Origin of the sequence: Methanoregula sp., assembly GCF_049510175.1 — an archaeon.
In the GTDB taxonomy this organism is placed as follows: domain Archaea; phylum Halobacteriota; class Methanomicrobia; order Methanomicrobiales; family Methanospirillaceae; genus Methanoregula.
The window spans coordinates 1-22,056 of record NZ_JBEKZF010000009.1; the positions used below are offsets into that span (position 1 = coordinate 1).

The following is a 22,056-nucleotide window of genomic DNA, read 5'->3' on the forward strand; positions in this document are numbered from 1 at the left end:
CTCAAGGCCGACCCGCTGGGCCGGCCGAAGTGCACCCGTAAAAAACTATCATTCGAAGACCCGCTTTTCTTTTTGGGTCTTCTCTTAGTTTTTAACGGGAAACACTCCTCAAGGCCGACCCGCTGGGCCGGCCGAAGTGCACCCGTAAAAAACTATCATTCGAAGACCCGCTTTTCTTTTTGGGTCTTCTCTTAGTTTTTAACGGGAAACACTCCTCAAGGCCGACCCGCTGGGGCGGCCGAAGTGCACCCGTAAAAAACTATAAGTAAACACATCGCCCATTTTATTGAGCAACTCTGCTGCTATAGTGTAGACCGGCCAATCATGCGAGCCTCTCACGCTCGCGACAGGGGTTCGAATCCCCTTAGCAGCATTTCCTTTTGCTGATTCTGACTCATTCTGAAGGCTATTTTCGATTTCAGTTAGTTTATACTCGCCTAATGACGTGAGATTCCCATTATTTATTTTTATATAAAATCCATTATCCGTTTTATACACGCTTATTGGTTGCCCGATAAGCGCAGGGTCATAACCCCAAGGGAACCTAATGTATCGTGCGATGAATTCTCTCTTGGGGGCCATTCGTTTAAATTCTGTTGAGGCGATAAGATTCATGATAATGATCGAAATCTCAAAAGCTTAAACTTATCTTTATTTGTTTACGCACAGCGGGAGTAAGATAATCTCTCACCACTCAAAAGGAAGTAATGGATGTATTATTAATAAAGAAATATGGAGATAATGTGAACAAATGATACTTGAAATAGTGGATTGGATAATTCTTATCTCTCTTTTTATTGCTCTTTCAGCCGTATTTTTTTGGACAATTAAAGGAGTTCTTGGAATACAATATACATTTCTTTTTGCAACAGGGTTAATTGGTTTATTGATGCTATGGGGTTTTGTTCGATCAGATTACTCAACACTTCCAAGTTGGATACAAGCAGGCGCAACACTCATGCTTCTCGTTATTACAGGGATGTCAACATATGCGGCCATTGAAATGGCGAAAGCAAATCAAAATCTTGTTCAAATAGCACAAAATCAAGCATCAATGCAGGTTAAGGAACTGAAACGTGATCTGATTATTGAATTTTCAAGTAAAATTATCGGAGCAATTCAATTAATTCTTCAACGGGAAAAAGAATTTTTAGACAGTGGATATGTGATAACGCTTTATATTATTTATCAGAAAGAAGGAAAAAATAAGAATATTCATTACCAGACACCAAGCGACATATTTAAAGATTATATCCTAGTTCGCGATCCAATTTTACAAAAATATTTGGAGCAAATATTTCAATCGAATAGAAAATTTGACGATTACGCAAAAAATTTAGATTTGCTTCTGAAAAGGGTTTTTGAAAAAGAAGGGAATTTTATCGATAAATTAAACGAATATTGTAACTCTTTACCAAACCCCGACAAATCTACAAATCTCGAATTTAGAGATTATGAAGTCTTTGCCTTGGCTCTGGCTGATTCTAAAAGTGAGAACTATACTAAATACAAATTTTTTAACCATTATCGTGAGGATTTAATCTCAAAATTAATTGATGCTGATTTTAAACAAGATATGGAGGAGTATAAACGAATAAAAGATACATTTTCCAAGGTCGAAACAGAGTATAAAAAAATATTTAATAATTTACGCAAGGAGTGGAAGGAAGAATATTCTATTCCAGATAAAGATATGGAATCAAGTTTTAAGGGATTAATTTAACATAAAAACGAATTAGGAAAGATTTTGTTTACGTCTAATTAATGTTGGGTAAGGAACATCGATCTTTTCAGCAATCTCTTTGTTATTCATTCCCTTGTGATGAGAGGACGTAATAATTAAGATCTAGAATCAGATCAGAGTATTCAAAGTCTTATAACGGGATACTATCGTGAGCGATACATTATGTTTTGTGACAAATGTGGAGTGAAAAATCCCGATGATAGTAGATTCTGCGGGAGCTGCGGAAAACCGTTATCACAATACCAAGCAAGCCCCCGGTCTGTTATTATCCCAAAATCTGAAAATAATGTCAATAAGAAAGCCACGATTAATTCGGGTCTATTAACGAAGTTTGAAGGGAAAAATGGTCAAATTGAATTATACCACGATAAGCTCATAATCAAACGGCAGGGGTTTATTGCTGTATTGACACAAGGGCTAACCAAAGGTGATAAAACGATTTATCTCAATCAGATTACGGGAATCCAACTAAAACTTGGAGGTCTATTAGTGGGATACATTCAATTTACCCTACCCGGAGGAATTGAAAGTAAAAGCGGAGTTTTAGACGCGCAGAAAGATGAAAATTCCGTGACCTTTTCTCCTTCAGCAAATGATTCAGCTACCAAATTGAAAGAAAAAATTGAAGAATTGGTTCAAAAATCAAGGCAGAGCACTAACCAAACAGTTCAAGTTAGCAGTGCGGATGAACTTCGGAAATTTAAACAGTTACTCGATGAGGGAATTATTACTAGAGATGAATTTGATAAGAAAAAGAAAGAGTTACTTGGATTATAATCGACGTTTCCTTCTTATCAATGTTACATAGGGAACATCGATCTTTTCTGCTATCTCCTTGTAGTTCATCCCTGTTTCATATAAACGATCTACAAACTTCCAATCGATCTCTTTGAAGGGTCATATCCCCAAGGTAGACGAATGTAAGGCGCGCTGAATCCCTTTTTGGGATTGAGTTTTTTGAAAGTTGTGACGCCAATAAATTGCATAACTAAAATATATTCAAGCAAGCTTTATTCTTATCTATTGGGAGTCCCATGAGTGAAATATATAATAGATTATTGGATCTTGCTTGGAAGAATTATGATTTCATTTTTCAATCAAAATCCAACATCGAAAACAAAGCCAACATGATACTAGTTGCGAATGGAGTATTATTAGGATTTGTTCTCAATGGATTCAATAATATGAGTAAAGGCTTCGCCGTTGGTTGTATTTGTTTTCTAATCCTTTCTTCGTATTTTTGTGTCTGCACTTTAAAGACTAAACTTTACAAGATGTTAGGCGTATCAGAAACTTGGAATGCTTTAAGCAAAAGAAATTTACTCATAGACTCTGATGAGGCATATGAAAATTTACTCGGGACTATCGAAGGAGCAAATGCCACAAATCTTAAAAATTACGAAGAAATAGTCGATTGTTTTAAGCCTGCATTGAATTTGTTTTTATTGGGATTATTGCTACTTGGACTAGCAATCGTAGTTCCATTATTTATTCTAATAAAAGTTGAATAGTTAACCCTCCTTCACCTTGGCTTTTCGGATCGTAAGGTAGGCATCTTCCATAACTGGAAGTTTCTTCTTCTTTTCGACCGATTGGTCTTTCACATTAGAGGATTCTTCTCTTTCTGCCATTTGAGAGATCCCCCTCAACAGTTCGGATGTTATCAGGTTCCTTCCGCATATTTTCAATTGAAACATACGATTCGGTCATTACAGGTAGTGTCCGATCTGTTGATCTCGCTTGTTGAGGTTCTTTTTTCTCTTCTTCCATGAAGGGATATATTTTGATAGAAAATATAAATCTATTGACCGTGGCGTGAATATGTTGAGTATCACCGATTCTAGCACTCCAAAGTAAACAAATAGAATCGTTTAGAAACCTTGGATAAAACTTTGAACAATACATCGAATTAGAGAAAGCATTGCTCTAAAGATCACTATTTGCATTGTTTAGGGATTTCTAATTAGGAACCCTGAACAACTAGCCACCCCACCTTTTTGAACCAGCGTGATAACTTGAGAATAAACTTTGAGATATCCTATTTTTCATATAAAACATCTTTGATAACATTTGACGGCAATTGGCGAAAATTTCATGCGTGCCTTCATCCATCAAGAAGAGCGACCCCTCGTCTAAAAATTTTCCGAATTCCTCAATTCATCCCCCACTCTCACATCATGGCGAAGCCATCAACTATAATCGGATATTAATTATCGTTTAGTTCTAACCATCTTCCCAAGCGATGATGATGATTGACAATTTTTTCAGCGACCTCGATTGCTTTTCGAATTCGCATATAAAGGATAGTCGCATTTAATTTACCAGATTCTACCATTGTAGGTCTGCCATTAATGACTCCGAGATCGTAGGGAGAGCGCTATTGACGATGGTGCCGTCAAGGCCCGACATGAACGTGGCCAGCGAGATGGAAAGGATTAGGAGACCGAAGCCGGCCTCCGGCTTCCCGTTACCGGTATTTCCCATTCATAACTATTACAGACAATTATTCATGAGAGTTATGCATTGTGATGTGCGGGGAGCGGATGGAGATTGCCGCAGGGCAACCTCCGACAGATAAAAATGGGGCACCGTCATTCCGGAGATCTTCCGTTGGTGCAGGAAATGGGGGGGAAAAGAACGATTTAACAAACACGGGAAATTCCCGGTTTAAATTGCCCTGAACCGTCTGACAACAATATTTATGCCCTTCTTCTTGATCTCGACCTTGATCTTCGTATCCTTGTACCGGACTTCATGGATGCCGGTTTTTCCTGAAGCGACAAGACGTTCCAGGGCGATCATGTCCGTCCTGTGCATCCGCTTGAAATCGTCCCGTTCATACGAGACTTTCAGCATACGGTTACCACTCCGTTCCTGATTTGGAGAACAATTGACCAGAACGCTGATCAATAGTGTGCGATGCGTGTTCTGGCCGTTCCGTACAATCCGGATTACAATTCACCCCCAATTTGTGCGTTTTTAGGAGGAAACATTAAATATCGTATCCCAGCATAACCCTATATGAGGAGTTATGAGCAGGGAGAAGATCAAGGTCCCCGGAAAAGTCTATGAGGAGTTAGTCGCCCTCCAGCGTGAGATCCATTTCACCCAGGATCATTCGGACACCATCAAGAAGGCAGAAGACCGCGGATATATGAACGCCGCCAACTGGATCCGGCAGAACGAAGAGGCATATAAGATCGGGTTCGCATGGGGTTTTGAACCTACCGGTGATGAGCCGCAGGGCACACTCCGGGATATCCCGGCACGAGAGCAACCAGCGCAGAGGCGGACCGTCGCCCACCCTTCACAGACCATCCAGCCCCGTGGCAAGAAATCATCCGGTTCAGGAAGTTCCGGCGGTGTTTTCGCAGGAATCAGGAACTGGCTGGGCAAATATTTCTGATCCCTTTTTTATCGCAAGCATAATCGGGCAGGGCAACAAAAGAAGAGTGTATGCCAACCTGTGCCGACTGCATCAGTTATACTCCCCGGTCACAGGACCGGGGGGACTGCCGGATCAATGGAGAGACCATGCCGGACCGTGAGAGCGAACGGTGCCCTTCACGCACGTTTATTCCAAAGGCCGGAAAATAATTACAAAGGTACATTCATTATGCCACGGGAACTTGACGAGAAGGATATCGCCATCCTGAAAAAACTTGCACCGGAATGCGGTGACCTGACCTGTTCGGGCTCCGGCCATCAGTTCCACTCCATCCTGCCACCGGTCTCAAACCATTTTTCCGAGGATTCTGAGGATTTCATCCGGCGGATCAGCCAGCTCAGCACCGAAGAACTCTCCTACATCGCCGACATGATCCAGAAAGGTGAGGAAAGCCTCGGGTGCCTGCCGGTCGAGGATGTGGAAGCGCTCGTCCACCATATCCATGACCATCTCTCACCCGAAGTTGCACAGAAGGTCATCTCTGCCTATGAATCCGGTTACGAATGCCCACATTAACAGGAACAGAGTCCCCCTCTTATGAAAAATATCGCCCCCTTTGTCGCTGACCTGCAGGCCGGAAGCGTGGCGAAACGGCGGGCTGCGGCGGTGGCACTCGGAAAGTCCGGCATGACAGCAGCGATCCCGGCGCTCGCTGCCGCACGGGGAGACCCCCATCCGGCAGTCCGGTGCGAGATCATGCAGGCGCTTGGCCGGCTTGCCGATTCGTCCGCTGTGCCCCACCTCACCAGCGCTCTTGACGATGCCGAGCCGGCGGTCCGTGCAGCAGCCCTTGCAGCACTCGGGAGGATCAAGGATCCTGCATCCGCCCCGGCTGTCGCCGGTCTCGTGAACGACAAGGATGTGGGCGTGAGGATCGGGGCAGCCGTTGTGCTGGGAAAACTGGGGGACCGTCGGGCCATCGGATCCCTGGAAAAACTCCTGCACGATCCGTTCTCTGAAGTACGTGAAGCGGCGGAGACAGCACTTGCACGCTTTCGAAAATAAAATCCTTCGTGCGGGAAACCTCCCGCACCTTTTTATTCTTATGGCGCCACACTACGTTTAACGACACATCGGGGCCTGTTCATGGATAATAACAAGTCAATTATGGATCACCTCATCGCCTTTTTTTCCCTGGTACCGCTGATACTCTACACCATCGTGGCGATCCTGCTCACGATAATAGCCGTTTTCTCCGTATGGGATGCCCTTCAGCTGATCGCCCAGATGATCATGTCCCGGGACTTTGCCAACAGTCTCGTCAATGTCATCAATGCACTCCTCCTCACCATAACCATCATCGTGCTGTTCGAGACCGTGACAGTTTATTTCAAGACAAAACATATCGAAGTACGCGCATTTCTCATCGCGGGGCTTACGGGTATTGTGAGACATGTCCTCGTATACAATATCGCCACGGTGGACCCTGCCATGTTGTTCGGGACAGTCGCACTCCTTGCAGTCCTTATTGCCGGTATCGTGCTCGTCAAGCCGGAGCCACTCGGGTAACCTCATTTACCGGGTGGAACCGGCAGTGTCCCTTTTGTCCCAACGTGAGAGTTTTTTAGTACTCCCGCAGAAGCTCTGATCGATAGGGTGAGACCATTCCCGACATCATCGAAGCAGATGACTTAAAAAAATCCTATGGAAGCACCGTCGCAGTTGACGGCATCCGTTTCACGGTGAAGAAGGGGGAGATATTCGGTTTTCTCGGGCCCAATGGAGCCGGCAAGACCACCACGATGAAGATGATCACCTGCGTATCCCCCCGTACCTCCGGTTCACTCCGCGTCCTCGGGATGGACCCCCAACAGAACCCCGCGGAGATCAAACAGCGCCTCGGCGTTGTCCCGCAGGAGACTAATCTCGACCCGGATTTCACCTGTTTTGGCAATCTCTATTATTATTCACGATATTTTGATATCCCTAAAGACCTGGCGGAAAAGAAGGCCGACGAATTGCTCGCATTTGTGCAGCTGCAGGAGAAACGGGACGTAGCAGTCGAGAAGTTGTCCGGCGGGATGAAGCGGCGCCTGATCCTCGCCCGTGCGCTGGTCAACAACCCCGACCTGCTCATTCTCGATGAACCCACGATCGGCCTCGACCCGCAGGCCCGGCACCTGATCTGGGAGAAACTCCGGAACCTCCAGGCGCAGGGCAACACCATTGTCATGACCACGCATTATCTTGATGAAGCCGAACGTCTCTGCGACCGGCTCGTGATCATGGACAACGGGAAGATCCTCGTCGAGGGGGCTCCCGCAGACCTTGTCCGTCGGCACGTCAGCCACGAGATTGTCGAAGTGGAGACAAGTGCGGAGGTAATCGCATGCCTCACGGAACTGGGAGTACCCTTTGAAAAGACCGGTGACATGATCCAGATCACCACAGATTCAGCCAGGGAGATCGCCCGCACCCTTCTTGAACGCTGCCGGCCGGAAAAAGTGATCACCCGGCCGGCGACACTCGAGGACGTGTTCCTGAAACTGACCGGGAGGACCCTCCGGGAGTAGCCATGCCGCACCTCCTGTCATTCCCCCGCATCACCCGCCGCGCCGGCAAGGTCTGGTACCGGAACATGGTAGTCTTTGTCCGGACCTGGCAGGTGAACTTCTTCCCTCCCCTCGTTGAGGCCCTCCTGTACCTGTTTGCCATCGGCCTTGGCATCGGGTCATACATCAAGGAGATCGACGGCATCCCGTACGTGAACTTCATCGCGCCGGCGATCCTTGCCATCGCGGTCATGAACTCCGCATTCTTCGAGTGCACCTATGGGTCCTATGTGCGGATGTATTACCAGAAAAGTTTCGATGCCATGATCGCGACACCGCTCTCGATCGAGGACGTAATTGCCGGCGAGCTGCTCTGGGGAGCGACCCGGAGCGTCATCTATGTCATCATCATGCTGCCCGTACTCGCCGCGTTCGGCGTAGTCTCGCTCCCCATTGCCCTGCTGACGATACCGTTTGCGTTCCTCGGAGGCCTGATGTTTGCCGGCATCGCCATGTGCTTCACCTCCATCAGCCCCGGTATCGACACGCTGAACTATCCCTCGTTCCTGTTCATCACCCCGATGGCGCTCTTCTCAGGCACGTTCTTCCCGCTCACGCTGATGCCGGTCTTCCTCCAGTACATCGCCTTCGCCCTGCTCCCGCTCACGCATCTCGTCGCGATCATGCGGATGTTCACGCTGCCCTCGTTGTCGTGGATGATCTTGGTCCACCTCGCATGGATCGCCATCATCACCGCGGTCTTCTGCCTGCTCTCGATCAACCTGATGAGGCGGCGGCTGATCGTCTGAACGGGCGGTCGTACCGGAGAGCACTGCCCTTTTTTTCCCCTATCATCCGTGCAGAGGCGGAGGGAATGCTCTTATGTCCTTACGGCAAGAGTAGGATAAGACATACCTATGGCCCGCCTTGCGCTCCTGTATTACCTGTACCTCTTTTCCACGGCGGGGCTCATCCTTGCCCTGCTCTTCCTTGGCCGCCTGACATGGCTCTGGCCCGCGTTCATGATGATCGGGCTGATCCTCGGGACCAATCTCATTGTCATTGTGATGAGGTTGCACCAGTGACCGTGCAGGACTGAGTATCGTCCTCACCGAAGCTTATCTGACAAAAATCCGCAGGACATACAGCACCTCGTCCTCTACCCGATCCTCCCGGATCACTTCCACAGAAAAACCCTGCAGGGCAAACAGCACCTCCACGTCCTTACGCCCGGTCAGCGATGAAATTAACAGCAGGATCCTCCCTTTCGGCGCAAGAATACTTCCGGCATCTCTGGCGAACCGTTCGATCACCGCCCGCCCGGTCTTCCCGCCGTCAAGGGCGTACTCGAGCCAGTCATCGATCCGCTCGTGCGGCTCCGTGGGGAGATAGGGGGGATTGAAGATCACCAGGTCAAACCTTCCCCGTATCGGGTCGATGAGGTTGCACCGGACCACATCAACGCCGGCATCATGTGCACACATCGCTGCATGCGGGTTGATCTCCGTTGCAACGACACCGGTCACCTTTGCCAGCTCCGTGGCGATGAGACCTGAACCCGTGCCCACTTCCAGCACCCGGTCACCGGGCCTCACTTCAGCCTGGGCCGCATCGAGCAGGAGATAGGTGTCTGCTTCCGGCTGGTACACCTGGCCGGGATCGTAGTGCATACTCAGGGGAATGGTTGGGTGGCAAATGCAAAAAGGGATTGGATAATTGCGACCTGTATGCCTGGCACGTAACGCCCGGGTCAAAACCGTGGGGCTTTTACATTATACACTCACCGGTAGTTTATATCGGGGAAAAGAACCTGGTCCAGTAGTTCCGAAAGTAACTTTTTGATGTATCCTTGTGAAGTAATTCATATGGCTAAAAGAAATAAAAGGGAAAATAAGTCCAAGGATTGGCCATGCAGAATGTGCGGGGAATGCTGCGTAAATATCCCAATAGAGGATAGTCTTGTAAATCAAATGAGAGATAAATTTCAGCGCAATGTGATTAAGGAATTTTCCTCCCCGGGTATAATTCGTGGTCCTAGATATTTAACAATCAAAACTTCCGATGATAAATGCGTTTTTCTTGATTTTAATAATAAATGCGTTATCTATGAACATCGTCCTTCAATTTGCCAAGACTTTGGGCGAAGACCCGGCCCTCTCGAATGTGTCCACATTACACCAAGCGGTAGAATTCGAACACCAGAAGAATCAAAAAAGATTAAAATAAAAATTAATAGGTTACAAAATGAGATGGCAGCAATGTATGGAGACTTCGATGAAAAAATGTTCGGCGTTCACTATATATCAAAAGATTAAAAATGTTCTGACAAATTAATGGATTAATAAGAATTATCTAGTGTTCTTCGAGAAAACTTCGAGAAAAAAATTATGTAATTGATTTTAAGAGAGGGTCTTCGGATCGCTCCAGATATAATTTGGCTGGATTCCAGATTCCTTTTAGTTTTGTTTCGCGCATTCTCCGCGCTTCTTCTATGTGGATTAATCTCATCGGTTTTGACCAGTTAATCCTGAAATCTTTATCCTTTGTTAACAATTCTGGGGGAATCCTTCTGGGTAACCCTTCGATTGTTGGGCACTCTCCGTTTTGTTTTATGAATGCCTTCAGATCTTCAAGGTACATCTCAATGCATTTTTCTATTATGGGCGTTTTTCCGAATTTGACTTCCGGGTTTTTCGGGGCCCCGCGTCTGAGATACCGTTCAGTTCCACTTAAAAGACAACTGAATCCTTGGGTGGTATAATCCGTAAAATACAACCCATACCACTTTGAACGAGGAGTAATCACTGGCAGTTTGTATTCGTGGGCAATGTTTACAATATCATTCATAAACATTGCAAGCTGGGTTATTTTTCTTTTCTTTGCAGCATCTTCATACCCTTTAATTGTGACAGCAACACCCCCATATCTTCCAGAGGTGACACCGTCTTTCACCAATTGTAGAACCGTCGCAACATCGTTACCTTGTCCGGGCTCGATGATGTTCCAATCTACGTACAGATGGTAATAGGGGAATATCTCTTTTGACTCGGTAGCGTCTGATGCCATTTTGCATGCGAGAGATGCAGCCCTATTCGCCATCTTAATACGGGACAGGAAGGTTCTGCTGCTTGATTTCAACAGAGGTGGGACGGGAGGGATAACAGTTGCATTCGGCATTTTTTGTGCTTCTGTGACAATTCCGAAGATATATGAGAAATATGCATCGTTGATTTTTGAATCGAGCCAGGCCTCTTCAAGGTGTGACGATTTTTCATCATCAATGGAATTGTCTGATTTGACATCCATCTCGTCCAATATACTCGGCATTTGTCTCTCAATAAACGGTTGGAAAAATGGATCAACCATACCTATGGCAGATTGTTGATTTCCTTTTTTCAGATAATTATTAAATCGCCTTGCGGCCCCCCTATCGCCTTTTAGGGCATATGAGATCAGAGTTTTCGTTAATGTGTATCTGAACAATTCGGGAGGGTCATAAAATATGATGGGATGTTCTTTTACGAATGAGAGGGCTGGCTGTAATCCCCTGAACACATCCCCATCCCTGAATAGAGGGTTTTCAATTAGTTTTGTCCACCTAAACGCGGGAACCATTAACGGGTTGCCTATGGGGAGAAGTTTACTATTCTTTAATATTACTTCGATATCTTCATCCCCCTTAATCTCCGGGATAAAAGAGGGTGCGGGAATTACAACATCCCCGATGAGATAACTTGTTGTTCTTCCTGCGGGTTGATCAAATACGAGAAATTGTTTTTGTTCCTGTTTTTGTTCCATTACGTTCCTCCGTAATTCTCTCTTAACTCTTTAAGATCTTCTATAAACCGTTCCAATTGCTCAATAGGAACCATTACGGCTCCTTCCGAGGTTTCTCCTTCAAGAACAGAATATCTTTTTTCGAGAATATGGAAAAAGATGGAATTGTTTTTTCCTTGGGCTATAGTACTTTCGAGGATCGTATCTCCGCAATCCAACCTTTTTTTCCCCAAGTGATGTAGTGGTTTTCCGTTGTGGTAGTACAATGTTATCTTGTAGTTCTTTTTTTGAGGGTAAACCTCTCTTAAACTGATAAGTTTATCGAGATGTTTTTTGATCGCGATACGGTTCAGGTTTGTGAGAGCGGATATTTCCTCAATGGAAAGTCCATCTTTTCCGAATTCCCTAACAGCGCGTCGCACTTTCTCCCTTGTGAAGGTTTCTCGGACTTCGGGGCTGAGATGTTTCCAGTTTTCTGAGTCAAAGTCAAGGTCATCACTGGTAACAGGATTATCCAGTTCTTCCAGATCGCTCAACTTAATTGACATTACCTTATTTTTTGAAATCATTGCCATCTCGAATAGATATTCGTATATGATATATTTAAGTTTATCTTAAATTGATATGTAATTGGGGATCATCGACCAAATTACTATTGACCGCAGTATGGAGGCGGATCTATCCCATTCAAATCAAACGCTCTGAAAATGATTGTTCCAAACAACTTCGCGGCAATAACCGGCGTCTTTGGATCAATCTTTTCCACTAAAGCCAGAATGACATTGACAAGTTCCCAGAGATTGTAAAGCGCAACTGAGAATAGGAAATAGAACAGTCGAATAATGTAGTTCTTCGACGTTGTTTTCGGCCTAAAATCTTTCTTCACTCGGTAAGAGGTTTCAATTCCCCATCTTTTCGAATACAACTTAGACAGTTGCCTGGTGCGCTTACGGTCAAGATCCATATTTGTAACGAATCCGCGCTTTTCCATATCAATGTCGAGAACCATAACAAGGTTTGCAGTTACCGATTTGTTATCACTGCTTACGCTTTTTATCGTGATGGGAAGGATTTGCGGTGGGTAGAGACCACGCATTTCTCTTACATTCTTCGGATTCTGAACGGCGGGGATCAAATATTTCACGCCCAGATTGTTAAGCGTGGTAAAAACATCCACTGAATAGAATCCGCGATCAACGCAGAGGACGCCGATCTCAATTCTTTCTTGAGTATACTTTACGAGGTCGGCCACTACTTCGTGCTTTGGTGTATCCTTTCCGACCGGAAGAGCTCTGATTGTCAGCCTGCATTCGTCTTCAATAATGGTTATAGTGGCAAATCGGAATGCTTTGCTGGTTCCTTTTTGCGGCTTGGTTCCGACAACCATTGGATCTTTTCGGTCTCCATAATACAATTCATCCGTAAAATCAATGGCGCAATCTACCGGCCCATTTAACAGGCCACGGTTCTTTGCCATTGAGATAATCTGGTCTGTTATCTTCTCGTATGATTCTAACAACTCGATTGTTGTAAACTTCTTAAGATGATAGAGAAGCGTGTCACCATTGGGGCATTCTTCATCTGAAAGGAAATTCAGATTATTCGCGCTGCCCTCAGCACACCCGTTATTGATTCCCGCAAAGGTGAGTAGTTTGAAGAAATCGTTATAGGAATATTTGCAGTTGTGGTGCGTTTTGAGTTTCAGATTTGGTATGACTACCTTCTGAACGAGATCCCAAGTCTTTTTGATGAGGTTGCTCCGCTGCTGGTGGTTGGCTTTATGTCGCGTGCCACCGACATTCTTAGTTGCAGAGCTGATTTCTCTCACAAGGATCACTCTCGCACAGGAGGGGGGCCGCCAAGACTCCCCTCCTGTCACCATTTATGGTTATTTCACCACAATCACCTATTGGACGGGTAAGTATAAATAATTTGTGGGGAATATGGTATTAGTGGTGAATATGGCGAATCCATTTATCGTCCAAGTTAAGGATGAAAAACAGAGGCGCATTGTCATTGACAAAGGTGCATGGGACGACGAAAAACTAAAAAAAGGCGATTATATTGAAGTTTCCGTCAAAAGAATTAAAACGGGTCAATAAGGTCGTGACCTGATGAAACCCATTCAGATTCACGATAGTACATTTTACAACGGTGATTGCATTAGTGGTGCTACTGAAAATATCAAAGATGATTCGGTTGATTTGATCATTACAGATCCACCTTATGGAATTAACGGGGATAAACTTCACAAACACTACAACAGAAAAGAAGAATTCGTTATTGACGGCTATGTGGAGATCCCACAATCAGAATATTCCGATTTTAGTACGCAATGGATAAAAGAGGCAGAAAGGGTTCTGAAGCCAGGTGGCTCAATTTATATTGTATCTGGGTATACTAATCTGATTGATATTCTCAACGCCCTCAAAAAAACCAATCTCAAAGAGATCAATCACATTATTTGGAAATACAATTTTGGGGTTTTTACAACCCAGAAGTACATCTCATCACATTATCACATTCTCTTCTATGAAAAACCGGGGAGTAAAAGAACCTTCAATTTAGAGTCGAGGTTTGGGTTATCAGAAAAAACAGAAACCGACAGATCCTGCAATAATGCAGATCGTGAAGATGTTTGGATCATCAACCGAGAATACAAACCGGGGCAAGTAAAAAATAAAAATGAACTTCCAACAAAGTTGCTCATCAAAATGATTCAATACAGCAGTAACGAGGGAGATCTCGTTTGTGATTTTTTCCTCGGTGGATTTTCTACTGCAAAGGCAGCAATTAGCCTAAATCGGGTCGCTACAGGCTTTGAGATTTCAAAGTCGATGTTTGATATGAAGATTGAAGAAATGAGGGAAATCACCCCGGGCTATTTAATCCCGACATTAAGAAGGCCTATTATTGAGGAAATTGAAAATCAAGGAAAAACTTGGACGGACGAAGAAATACAAAAATTAAGTGATTGTTACTTTAATTTAGTTACTTTGAACAAACCAAAAAAAGAAATCAAGGAATTGCTATGTAATGAATTTGGTCGGGGTCGTTGGGCCATTGAAAAAGCATTGAAAAAACTTGATCTTCCCGCTTTAAAAAGGCCGAAGCAAATGAAGAAAAAACCTGTAGAAAATTTATCGAAGTTTCTTAAATAAATGGAAAACCATTTGTATAATTTATTTTCCCCCCATTTGGTATGGCATAAGAGAACACTCTGTCCTCTGTTAAAAATTGGTCTAACCTTCCTCTTGTTACCGTATTGGTAGTGGTGTCTGTATTTCTAACTCCTTGAATTTGAGTATACTCTAAAGGAAACTCTGGTTTTCTCCATCGAGTGATCTCACAGATCAAATCTAACATTCTTCCGATTGTGGGATCTGACGGATTTGAAAATTGACATTGCCCACCTCTTATATTAAGATGTCTTGATCCGACCTGCCCTCTGGAAACATGTATTCCTGTGGCGCGAATCCTTTCTATGAGCGTTCGTATTAGAATCTCGAATTCGACGTCGTCAATTTCATTAAAATGTTGAAGAAAAATTGGATCGTTGAAAAAATTTACAAGCCAATCATTTACATTAGGACGGTATTTATGACTCTGTCCGTTTATATAAGAAGAATCAGCAAGCCATATTATTTCCTTCGATTCTTGAGTGAGGTTTCTAGTTTCTTGAAGTATCCAAGTCAAAAAATGTATTGTACCGAGAGGATATTTTCGCTTGAACTCTCGATTATGAATTCCTCGGATCAGATTGGGATTTAAGGATTTTATATGCCCAGGAATGCGGTCATCTCTTGTCATCGTCTCAATATGATGACCGATGCTAAAAATTGATGAATGATAAATATCTAAATCAACTGCGAGGTATTTTCCGTGTAATAATTTTTCTATAAATTCCGGATTCTCTTGGTTATACCAAATTTTCTTTAGGTCATATATCCCTACAACATCCCAATTGTATTTGAATTTTAATAAGCAAGCAGAGAGAAGCGAGTCGAGATCATTGCCGATGATAATCCCTTCGATGGAATTTGGGTTATTAAATGGTGAAAAGGCTTCAATTATTTGATTGGGGGTAACCCATGGAGTATTCTGTAAGATTGCCATTGGGGAGTCTGAGCGATAATTCCTCTTAAAAGATTCCTATAATATTCTTTTGAACCTTTAAACGACGAGATTAAAAGTTTTAAATTGTGTTTGTTATCTGATCGTTGAATTTTGCACCTAATCTGGGGGAATAAGGGGTTTCAAAGTACGGATCATAATGGCAATGAACATCTCCACTATGATCGATACTGAGCAGGCCAACGTTTGATTTTTCAAATCGATCCTTTTGTAATAATGCCGGATTCACAAAGTCGTCATCCATAATCACGTATGATTTATTAACAAACGCTTTGTAACGGAAGGCTTGAAAATGTGCCCTTCTCCAATTTGAGAGCTTTGCTTCAAATGCGATGGCGATTGGTTTCCCGTTCTCTATCCCAACAACAACTAAGTCTGGAACACCAAAATAGCCTTTAACCTCGTCTCTGATCAATTGCGGTTCTGTATTAACGAGATCTTGGATGTATGTACTTGTTTTTATTGTCTCGACCATGTCTCTCTCACTGCTGAACGCCACGCTTAAACCCCCCAGCCCTGCACCTCCGCAAACTGTTTGGCTGCGGTTAACCAATGCGGTAAAAAGGCTCCCTTATCTCCGACATCAATGCCGGCCTCATCGAGTTGTGAAAATCCCTGTTTTGCGGATTCAATTATTTTACATACTTCCTGATATCGATTTTGATTTTCTACTGTTCTAATTTGGCGTAACTGCTTCGACATTTCTATATAGTAGTGTTTGTGGGGTTCTATGTTATGCGCAGTTCCGCGATATCCCGGATTCAGCATTTTTGTTAAATATTTATTATCCCCAAAAAATATTGGAGATTTAAACGTTTTCCGTTTCATTATTTCAATATAGGGGTAATCTAACCAATCGATCAAGGTAGGAACATAAATCTGTAGATTGGGAATCTGGATGAGATCCTTTTCACTTATTTCGAACATACTGTGATGAAAAATCCGAACGTTTCCATACGAACCGATTGTAAGAATGGATGGATTTGCTATGGATAACAACAGAGATTCGCTATTAAGATATCCGAGAATGGTTTTCATTTTATTTTTATAGAGTGAATTTGTGAAATTCAGTAATGATAGGAGGAATTCTGCATCTCTAATTTGTTTCTGTCGAGGGTGTAATTCAGTAACCAAATAGATTCCAGAAATTCCTTCGATCCCAGTGATCCAATTAAGTAGATTATCAGTATATTCTTTATTTTTTATCATATGTCCGGTAAGAAATAACTGAAGAATCATCTCCTTTTTCAGACCAAGTTTTTTCACTGTACTTAAAAATGGAGTGATAGACTGTTGATTCTGGTTTTCAATGAATTCATCAACAGGGGGCATCCCCTGATAAAATCGAGTTGGTATTACCAAAAACCTGAAATTATTTCTCACTTGAAAATCAATGCATCTTTCAGCAATTAATGTCGAATCGACAATGTATTCGTCAGTATCAAACCCAGCCGGCAATATGCAACCAGGATAAAAATCATAACTTTCCATGTTTTTAAGGACTACTTTTGGATTTAGTATCTGGGGGTCAAAGATGGCTTTTCTTTTAATAGAGTCACCAAGTTTTTCCACCCTCGGCATTGATCTACTCCTTGGAGAGATAATTACACCATCTCCGGTTTGATCTTCGTCGATACTCTGCAAGCTCCATACATCTCGATGACCGAGTTGATGATAAATTTCAAATGTCATGGATACAACCTCAAACAAGAGTTGATTTCATTCAACAACATTTCTGATGTTCTGAATCGTTGGTACTGCTGAAAACCAAGTAATGTTGAAGCAATTGAACCCATTTTGGAAAATTGGGGATCGTCGAAGATTTTTCTGTACCAGTTATCGGATAAGATGTTGTAAGGTATTGATTGCCCACCTACAAGAGTCGGGTCAAATGGGTGGGTACCTTTCAATAATAATTGAACCAAAATAATCCCAAGATTGTATTGATCCGTCCTTTTATCGATTAATTTTCTATCATAGCGCAGTAACTCAGGTGCTGCATAAAATGGAGTGCAAGGCCCAGCTGCTAAATGACGAGTTATAGTCGTGCTATCAAGACTTCTTGCGATGCCCAAGTCAATTATTTTTGGGATACCATTTGAAGGAATTAGAATATTGTCCGGTTTTAAATCTCGGTGGACAATATTTTTATTCCATATGATTTCTAGTCCAGTGACAAGATATTTTATTAAGATTAGGATGTTATTAGGTTCTTGAAATTTGTCCATGCAATGCGAAAGAGGAACGGATTCAATAAATTCCTCAAGAATCAAATATCGATCATTTGATATTTTTTCGAATTTGAAATTTTTTGGGAAATAACTTGATTCAATTTGTCGTAGTATCCCAATTTCCCGTTCTATCCTCTCAATATCCCATCCGTCGGGATTTTGAGGTGTTCGGTAACAACCTATCTTTAAGGCAACAGTTCCAAATTCAGGATCTGTTACCTTGAATACAATTCTTTGGCCTCCTTGATAGATCAAAATTGGGTTATTATATCGACTTATCACATCATCATATTCGACATTTCTCAAGAGCCAGCACCAACGGTCTAGAGGTGAATTATAATTAAAAATATTAAAGTGATGTAATATATCAACTCTTTCCTTGGGATTATTACTTTTAATCATATTTCCACGCATTTACTTTCGGAACTACTGTGGTCGGGTACTTCCGAAAGTCAAAAGCATCGATAACGTAGAGAAATGTTTCATTTACCTCTCCGGCTCTGCTTCTTTCGGACGTACCCCCTACCAAAAAATAATCGGAGGGGGGGTCTCCCGCATACCCCCCCTCCCCCATGGTGGGGGGGTATGATCGTTTTAAAATCCAAACGGTGGGGGGGTATGCTGCATACCCCCTCCCCTCAATTGTGAGTAAGGCACACGTATCGGCCATGATCGCTCAGGATCCCCCAGACGGAATTACGAGATTCAATGGGTTCTCAAAAGTGAGCGAACAGGGAATTTCCCGGCCGATCAAGGGAGGGGTATGCCGGACACCCCCCACCCCCCATGCAGGGGGGGTATGATCGATTTGAAAAACGGGGATGAAAGTAATCAGACTTTCATACACGTTGCTGAAAATCCTTGAAGGATTTTCATGCTGGCAAAAGGGGGAGGGGGTATACCTGATACCCCCCCAACTCTCACATATTCCAGGGACCCAATAAACCAGTGCGACCTGGCCGAGTACCAACCCTATCCGCACTATGACAATCACGCAATATTCGCAATCGTGGCGAAGTCCTCGAGGTATAATTCCTCGGGCCGGCTCGCGAGGATCTCTTCCGGCAGCGCCGCGATCACCCGTTTCACCCATTCCCCGCCGAGCATGCTCCCCACCGAGCCCTTCAGGCAGTTGCGCACAGTCTTGCGCCGGTGCGAGAAGAGCGCCCGGACCACGTCTGCGTACAGGCGCCGGTCATTGATGTAAAAGATCGGGTCGCGGGGGAAGATCTTCACCACCATGGAATGCACCTGCGGCCGGGGCGAGAAGCACTGCGGCGGAAGCCGGAAGCACTGCTGCACCGCAGCATAGGTCTGCACCATGATCGAGAGCCGGCCGCAGTCCTTGGTCCCGGTCTTTGCCACCATCCGCTCGGCAAACTCGGCCTGGTACATCAGCACCGCAACTTCGAATCCCCTGTCCAGCAGACGGAAGGTGATCTTGGATGACGCGGAATAGGGAAGGTTCGAGACGGTGATCTCGAAACGGGGGATGTCGCACCGGGTCGCATCGCCCTGCTGGAGGGTGAGCTGGCCGGAAGCAATCTCGTCAGAAAAGGTAACACCGAGCTGCTCGCAGAGCAGCCCGTCGAGTTCGATGGCATGCACGATGGCGCCACGGTCGAGCAGGGCCCGGGTCAGAACCCCGTTGCCCGGTCCTACTTCAAGCACCTTCTTTCCCTGCACGTCCGCAAGGTCTGCAATGCGGTTTACCGCATGGGGGTCGATGAGGAAGTGCTGGTCGTGGTGCGCTTTCATTTCGTGGTAAAGACGTGGTACTTGATGTCCTTGTCCTGGAGCTCCTCGAGGATCCGTGCCTGGATCATCTTCTCCGGGTGCGGGATCGCCTTGATCCGTGCGGAGATGTCGGCAAAACTCTCGAACGGCTTCTTGTTCCGGGTCTCGAGGATCTCCCACATCAGCTTCTTGCCGATGCCCGGGAGGAGGTGGAGCATGTGGAGTTTTGGCGTGATGGAGATCGACTTGTTGAAAAATGCCACAAATTCCGGCTCACGTTCCTTGATCACGTTCTCAATGATGAACGGGAGTTCTCCCTTTGCGGTCTGGGTCAGCTCGTCGTAGCCGATCCGGCGCTTCACGCGTTCCACTTTGTCGCGTTCCGCATCGCCGATATAGAGCCTGTCGTAAAGATTGATCTGTGCCGTGGGTTTTGGCACGAGCTCGAGGAGCTTGAACTGCTCGAGGCCCATCGCCTGGACGATCGGCTCCCTCTTAAAAGTGGGGCGGGGATCATCGGGATGGCCTTTCATAAGCACGTCCAGTACAATCGCATTGATCTCTTTTTTCTCCGCCTTCATGTGCCACACCTCAGAAGTGTGTTGTTACCAGTTCGATGATGGAATCGATCTCTTCGGGAGATAAGGTGAACCGCTCTTTTGCGAAGATCGCCCGCACTTCATCGCGTGACTTGGGCATGATATTGGCGATCCGGAACGCAATCTCGGGCTTCATCTTCTCCATCTTGGTAAGCTCATTCACAAGATCGCGGGCCTTTTCGGGATCAGTCTTTGCAAGCTGATTGGCATGCTCGATACTGCGCCTGAACTCGTAGGTCATCTCCTTCTCGGCAGCGAGCCGTTCAGACTCCACTCTGAGGAGTACGCTGCGCATCTCGGGAAGCGTGACCTTCTCTTCGCTAATTATAGCCTTAACTTTCATGCCAATCTCCTGACAGTGAATTTACTTTTGTGCTTTTAGATGTTGTGGTCTTGCGATGACGATCTTGTCGGCGTTACCATCGCGGATTGTAAGCATCCACGCCCGCCCGCGCTGGCCGAGAACTGTTCCGGTCAGGCCGTGGAAACGGCGGTGGGGCATTCCCTTCTGGACACTGGGGTTACAGACAATGTGCACCCGGTCGCCAATCTCAAATCTCTGGATAACGCAGGTGCACGGTGGCAGCCCCCGTTCTCTTAAATCTTTCTTGAATTTATACCGTGTTTTCTTTCGTGGACCATTGTGATGTGCCATTGTTTATTCTCCCTCCTGTGCTCCTTCCACCTGCGTGACGTCGAGGCTGGTGACGTGAGCCGTTCTGTTCAGGATCTCGGCAAGACTTGGACGGGTTCGCCCCGAGTCCCCGGATACGAGTTCTTTGATGTAGAGGCCGGCTTCGCCCAGGACTTCAACAACAAATTTGCCGTCCTGTTCCCCCACACACTCGATATCGAGGACTGTTCGCTCACGGACCTTGTCGGCCCTGCGGTGAGCAACCCTCACGGGCGTGCGCTGCTGTATTGTGACGCCCGCCAGGGTTTTTACGGCTTTTGCGAACTCGTCCGCAGATAATTCGCCGTCAACCTCGACCAGGATCCTGTATTTTTTATGCGCTTTGTTTGATTTAAGGGTTTCCACCTCCGCACGGTCCGCCCAGCGCTTGATCGCAACGGAAACACGCCCTTCCGCGGTCCGGTTGATCTCCGCTTCGAGTGCCGCAAGGTCGATGGAGCGTTTCTTTGGCGAGACGACTTCAAGGATAAACGGCCGGCCGGTCCCCACCATGCGGGCATCGATGTCCTCCCGTCCCGCGCCATGGAGGACCGCATTCTCCGCATTGAACGCGGCGATCACCGGCCTGCCGATCAACTCCTCCACGGAGTCCAGGTACTGGGCCCCGGTGAAGTTGCACTTCTCACAGCCCGCTCCCTTGCAGGCCCGGCAGTCCCAGTGGGTCTGGGGGATGCCCCGCTCGAACTTCCTGTACCGGCCATAGAAGAAGACCGAATTGATCTGAACCTCGACTGAACCATTCGACGGGTCGAGGATCGCGACGACTTCCGGCTTTTTGAAGTCGACAACTTTGCCGATCCGTGCAGATACCGCCTTTCCTACTTCACGGTTCACCTCCGATTTGAAGGGCTCGGGCTCCGGGAGCGAGAGGTCGCTCCAGACCATCTCCTCGTTCTCTGCAATGAGCGGCGGCACCCGGCAGCCGACAAGGAACGTGGAATATTCGATATCCTTCGTCGCCTCAATGACCCGGTCTGCCCACAGGAGCACATCATCGAAGAAGTTTCCGCAGACCCAGCAGGAACCGGCAAACTTCGTGTACGGCTGGTTCTCGGCAAGGGCAAGGGCAATCTTCAGCCCCCGGCCGCGTTCGTCATTCGAGAGCCCGTGCGAGCGTTTGCCAAAGAACCGCCCGAGGCAGTGGTCGCAGCATTCGCCGTAGGCAAGGATCGCCTTTACCTGTTCGTTCATTTCCATCCA

30 protein-coding genes and 1 tRNA gene are annotated in these 22,056 nt (G+C 45.6%); 15 read left to right on the plus strand and 16 right to left on the minus strand.

The window, feature by feature from the left end:
- Positions 1-298 precede the first annotated feature (298 nt).
- The 4 genes from ABSG49_RS10690 to ABSG49_RS10705 all read left to right on the plus strand — a co-directional run bounded on the left by ABSG49_RS10690 (position 299) and on the right by ABSG49_RS10705 (position 3,255).
- A tRNA-Glu gene (locus ABSG49_RS10690) sits at positions 299-373 on the plus strand.
- A 378-nt stretch (positions 374-751) separates the two neighbouring features.
- Positions 752-1,723, plus strand: coding sequence for a hypothetical protein (locus ABSG49_RS10695; RefSeq protein ID WP_424026118.1), 972 nt, complete (start codon positions 752-754; stop codon positions 1,721-1,723).
- Between the two features lie 183 nt (positions 1,724-1,906).
- Positions 1,907-2,521: a DUF4429 domain-containing protein gene (locus ABSG49_RS10700; protein WP_424026119.1), complete on the plus strand. Its 615-nt coding sequence runs from the start codon at positions 1,907-1,909 to the stop codon at positions 2,519-2,521.
- 257 nt (positions 2,522-2,778) lie between these two features.
- Entirely contained in the window at positions 2,779-3,255 is a 477-nt protein-coding gene (locus ABSG49_RS10705) for a hypothetical protein (protein ID WP_424026120.1), read from the plus strand.
- Between the two features lie 94 nt (positions 3,256-3,349).
- On the opposite strand, the gene ABSG49_RS10710 is transcribed toward ABSG49_RS10705, so the two are convergent.
- The 3 genes from ABSG49_RS10710 to ABSG49_RS10720 all read right to left on the minus strand — a co-directional run bounded on the left by ABSG49_RS10710 (position 3,350) and on the right by ABSG49_RS10720 (position 4,600).
- Positions 3,350-3,514 carry a hypothetical protein gene (locus ABSG49_RS10710; RefSeq protein ID WP_424026121.1) on the minus strand — a complete coding sequence of 55 codons (165 nt, stop codon included), beginning with the start codon at positions 3,512-3,514 and terminating at the stop codon, positions 3,350-3,352.
- A 558-nt stretch (positions 3,515-4,072) separates the two neighbouring features.
- Complete coding sequence (locus ABSG49_RS10715) at positions 4,073-4,228, minus strand: hypothetical protein (RefSeq protein ID WP_424026195.1); 156 nt, start codon at positions 4,226-4,228, stop codon at positions 4,073-4,075.
- A 183-nt stretch (positions 4,229-4,411) separates the two neighbouring features.
- Positions 4,412-4,600, minus strand: a complete 189-nt coding sequence (locus ABSG49_RS10720; protein WP_424026122.1) for a hypothetical protein — start codon at positions 4,598-4,600, stop codon at positions 4,412-4,414.
- 175 nt (positions 4,601-4,775) lie between these two features.
- Here ABSG49_RS10720 and ABSG49_RS10725 point away from each other — a divergent pair, with 175 nt between their 5' ends.
- The 8 genes from ABSG49_RS10725 (at position 4,776) to ABSG49_RS10760 (ending at position 8,769) form a co-directional block, all read left to right on the plus strand.
- Positions 4,776-5,150, plus strand: a complete 375-nt coding sequence (locus ABSG49_RS10725) for a hypothetical protein (protein ID WP_424026123.1) — start codon at positions 4,776-4,778, stop codon at positions 5,148-5,150.
- A 50-nt stretch (positions 5,151-5,200) separates the two neighbouring features.
- A complete protein-coding gene (locus tag ABSG49_RS10730) occupies positions 5,201-5,341 on the plus strand; it encodes a hypothetical protein (protein WP_424026124.1) in 141 nt (46 codons plus the stop codon).
- Between the two features lie 19 nt (positions 5,342-5,360).
- Positions 5,361-5,708, plus strand: coding sequence for a hypothetical protein (locus ABSG49_RS10735; RefSeq protein ID WP_424026125.1), 348 nt, complete (start codon positions 5,361-5,363; stop codon positions 5,706-5,708).
- A 21-nt stretch (positions 5,709-5,729) separates the two neighbouring features.
- A complete protein-coding gene (locus tag ABSG49_RS10740; RefSeq protein ID WP_424026126.1) occupies positions 5,730-6,197 on the plus strand; it encodes a HEAT repeat domain-containing protein in 468 nt (155 codons plus the stop codon).
- An 81-nt stretch (positions 6,198-6,278) separates the two neighbouring features.
- On the plus strand, positions 6,279-6,701 hold the full coding sequence (locus tag ABSG49_RS10745) for a phosphate-starvation-inducible PsiE family protein (RefSeq protein ID WP_424026127.1): 423 nt from the start codon (positions 6,279-6,281) through the stop codon (positions 6,699-6,701).
- 95 nt (positions 6,702-6,796) lie between these two features.
- Positions 6,797-7,705, plus strand: coding sequence for an ABC transporter ATP-binding protein (locus ABSG49_RS10750; RefSeq protein WP_424026193.1), 909 nt, complete (start codon positions 6,797-6,799; stop codon positions 7,703-7,705).
- Between the two features lie 2 nt (positions 7,706-7,707).
- The gene (locus ABSG49_RS10755; RefSeq protein ID WP_424026128.1) at positions 7,708-8,493 is read left to right on the plus strand and encodes an ABC transporter permease; all 786 of its coding nucleotides are present in this window, start codon (positions 7,708-7,710) and stop codon (positions 8,491-8,493) included.
- A 108-nt stretch (positions 8,494-8,601) separates the two neighbouring features.
- Complete coding sequence (locus ABSG49_RS10760) at positions 8,602-8,769, plus strand: hypothetical protein (RefSeq protein WP_424026129.1); 168 nt, start codon at positions 8,602-8,604, stop codon at positions 8,767-8,769.
- A gap of 33 nt (positions 8,770-8,802) precedes the next feature.
- Here the strand turns inward: ABSG49_RS10760 and ABSG49_RS10765 are convergent, their stop codons facing one another.
- Positions 8,803-9,354, minus strand: coding sequence for a HemK2/MTQ2 family protein methyltransferase (locus ABSG49_RS10765; protein ID WP_424026130.1), 552 nt, complete (start codon positions 9,352-9,354; stop codon positions 8,803-8,805).
- Between the two features lie 195 nt (positions 9,355-9,549).
- On the opposite strand from ABSG49_RS10765, the gene ABSG49_RS10770 reads away from it, so the two are divergent.
- On the plus strand, positions 9,550-9,999 hold the full coding sequence (locus ABSG49_RS10770) for a YkgJ family cysteine cluster protein (protein WP_424026131.1): 450 nt from the start codon (positions 9,550-9,552) through the stop codon (positions 9,997-9,999).
- Between the two features lie 70 nt (positions 10,000-10,069).
- On the opposite strand, the gene ABSG49_RS10775 is transcribed toward ABSG49_RS10770, so the two are convergent.
- The 3 genes from ABSG49_RS10775 to ABSG49_RS10785 form a co-directional block, all read right to left on the minus strand.
- Positions 10,070-11,482 carry a hypothetical protein gene (locus tag ABSG49_RS10775; RefSeq protein ID WP_424026132.1) on the minus strand — a complete coding sequence of 471 codons (1,413 nt, stop codon included), beginning with the start codon at positions 11,480-11,482 and terminating at the stop codon, positions 10,070-10,072.
- Positions 11,482-12,036: a hypothetical protein gene (locus tag ABSG49_RS10780; protein ID WP_424026133.1), complete on the minus strand. Its 555-nt coding sequence runs from the start codon at positions 12,034-12,036 to the stop codon at positions 11,482-11,484. Before ABSG49_RS10780 ends, ABSG49_RS10775 begins: the two co-directional genes overlap by 1 nt.
- Before the next feature lie 77 nt (positions 12,037-12,113).
- The gene (locus ABSG49_RS10785) at positions 12,114-13,289 is read right to left on the minus strand and encodes a transposase (protein WP_424026134.1); all 1,176 of its coding nucleotides are present in this window, start codon (positions 13,287-13,289) and stop codon (positions 12,114-12,116) included.
- Positions 13,290-13,404: 115 nt separating this feature from the next.
- Here ABSG49_RS10785 and ABSG49_RS10790 point away from each other — a divergent pair, with 115 nt between their 5' ends.
- Complete coding sequence (locus tag ABSG49_RS10790) at positions 13,405-13,563, plus strand: hypothetical protein (RefSeq protein ID WP_424026135.1); 159 nt, start codon at positions 13,405-13,407, stop codon at positions 13,561-13,563.
- A gap of 12 nt (positions 13,564-13,575) precedes the next feature.
- Positions 13,576-14,622, plus strand: a complete 1,047-nt coding sequence (locus ABSG49_RS10795) for a DNA-methyltransferase (protein WP_424026136.1) — start codon at positions 13,576-13,578, stop codon at positions 14,620-14,622.
- Here ABSG49_RS10795 and ABSG49_RS10800 read toward each other — a convergent pair.
- The 9 genes from ABSG49_RS10800 to ABSG49_RS10840 all read right to left on the minus strand — a co-directional run bounded on the left by ABSG49_RS10800 (position 14,615) and on the right by ABSG49_RS10840 (position 22,053).
- Positions 14,615-15,577, minus strand: coding sequence for a hypothetical protein (locus ABSG49_RS10800; protein WP_424026137.1), 963 nt, complete (start codon positions 15,575-15,577; stop codon positions 14,615-14,617). The two genes, ABSG49_RS10795 and ABSG49_RS10800, sit on opposite strands and share 8 nt — an antisense overlap.
- Before the next feature lie 79 nt (positions 15,578-15,656).
- The gene (locus tag ABSG49_RS10805; RefSeq protein ID WP_424026138.1) at positions 15,657-16,094 is read right to left on the minus strand and encodes a hypothetical protein; all 438 of its coding nucleotides are present in this window, start codon (positions 16,092-16,094) and stop codon (positions 15,657-15,659) included.
- A 2-nt stretch (positions 16,095-16,096) separates the two neighbouring features.
- Positions 16,097-17,287: a hypothetical protein gene (locus tag ABSG49_RS10810; protein ID WP_424026139.1), complete on the minus strand. Its 1,191-nt coding sequence runs from the start codon at positions 17,285-17,287 to the stop codon at positions 16,097-16,099.
- Positions 17,284-18,228: a serine/threonine protein kinase gene (locus ABSG49_RS10815; protein ID WP_424026140.1), complete on the minus strand. Its 945-nt coding sequence runs from the start codon at positions 18,226-18,228 to the stop codon at positions 17,284-17,286. The genes ABSG49_RS10810 and ABSG49_RS10815 overlap by 4 nt, the downstream gene beginning before the upstream one ends.
- Positions 18,229-18,816: 588 nt before the next feature.
- On the minus strand, positions 18,817-19,584 hold the full coding sequence (rsmA, locus tag ABSG49_RS10820; protein ID WP_424026141.1) for a 16S rRNA (adenine(1518)-N(6)/adenine(1519)-N(6))-dimethyltransferase RsmA: 768 nt from the start codon (positions 19,582-19,584) through the stop codon (positions 18,817-18,819).
- Positions 19,581-20,144 (minus strand): DUF655 domain-containing protein, encoded by a 564-nt coding sequence (locus ABSG49_RS10825; RefSeq protein ID WP_424026142.1) that lies wholly within the window; start codon positions 20,142-20,144, stop codon positions 19,581-19,583. Before ABSG49_RS10825 ends, rsmA begins: the two co-directional genes overlap by 4 nt.
- Positions 20,145-20,154: 10 nt before the next feature.
- On the minus strand, positions 20,155-20,505 hold the full coding sequence (locus ABSG49_RS10830; RefSeq protein WP_424026143.1) for an RNA polymerase Rpb4 family protein: 351 nt from the start codon (positions 20,503-20,505) through the stop codon (positions 20,155-20,157).
- A gap of 21 nt (positions 20,506-20,526) precedes the next feature.
- The gene (locus ABSG49_RS10835; protein WP_424026144.1) at positions 20,527-20,817 is read right to left on the minus strand and encodes a 50S ribosomal protein L21e; all 291 of its coding nucleotides are present in this window, start codon (positions 20,815-20,817) and stop codon (positions 20,527-20,529) included.
- Positions 20,818-20,820: 3 nt separating this feature from the next.
- Entirely contained in the window at positions 20,821-22,053 is a 1,233-nt protein-coding gene (locus ABSG49_RS10840; protein ID WP_424026145.1) for a tRNA pseudouridine(54/55) synthase Pus10, read from the minus strand.
- Positions 22,054-22,056: the final 3 nt, after the last annotated feature.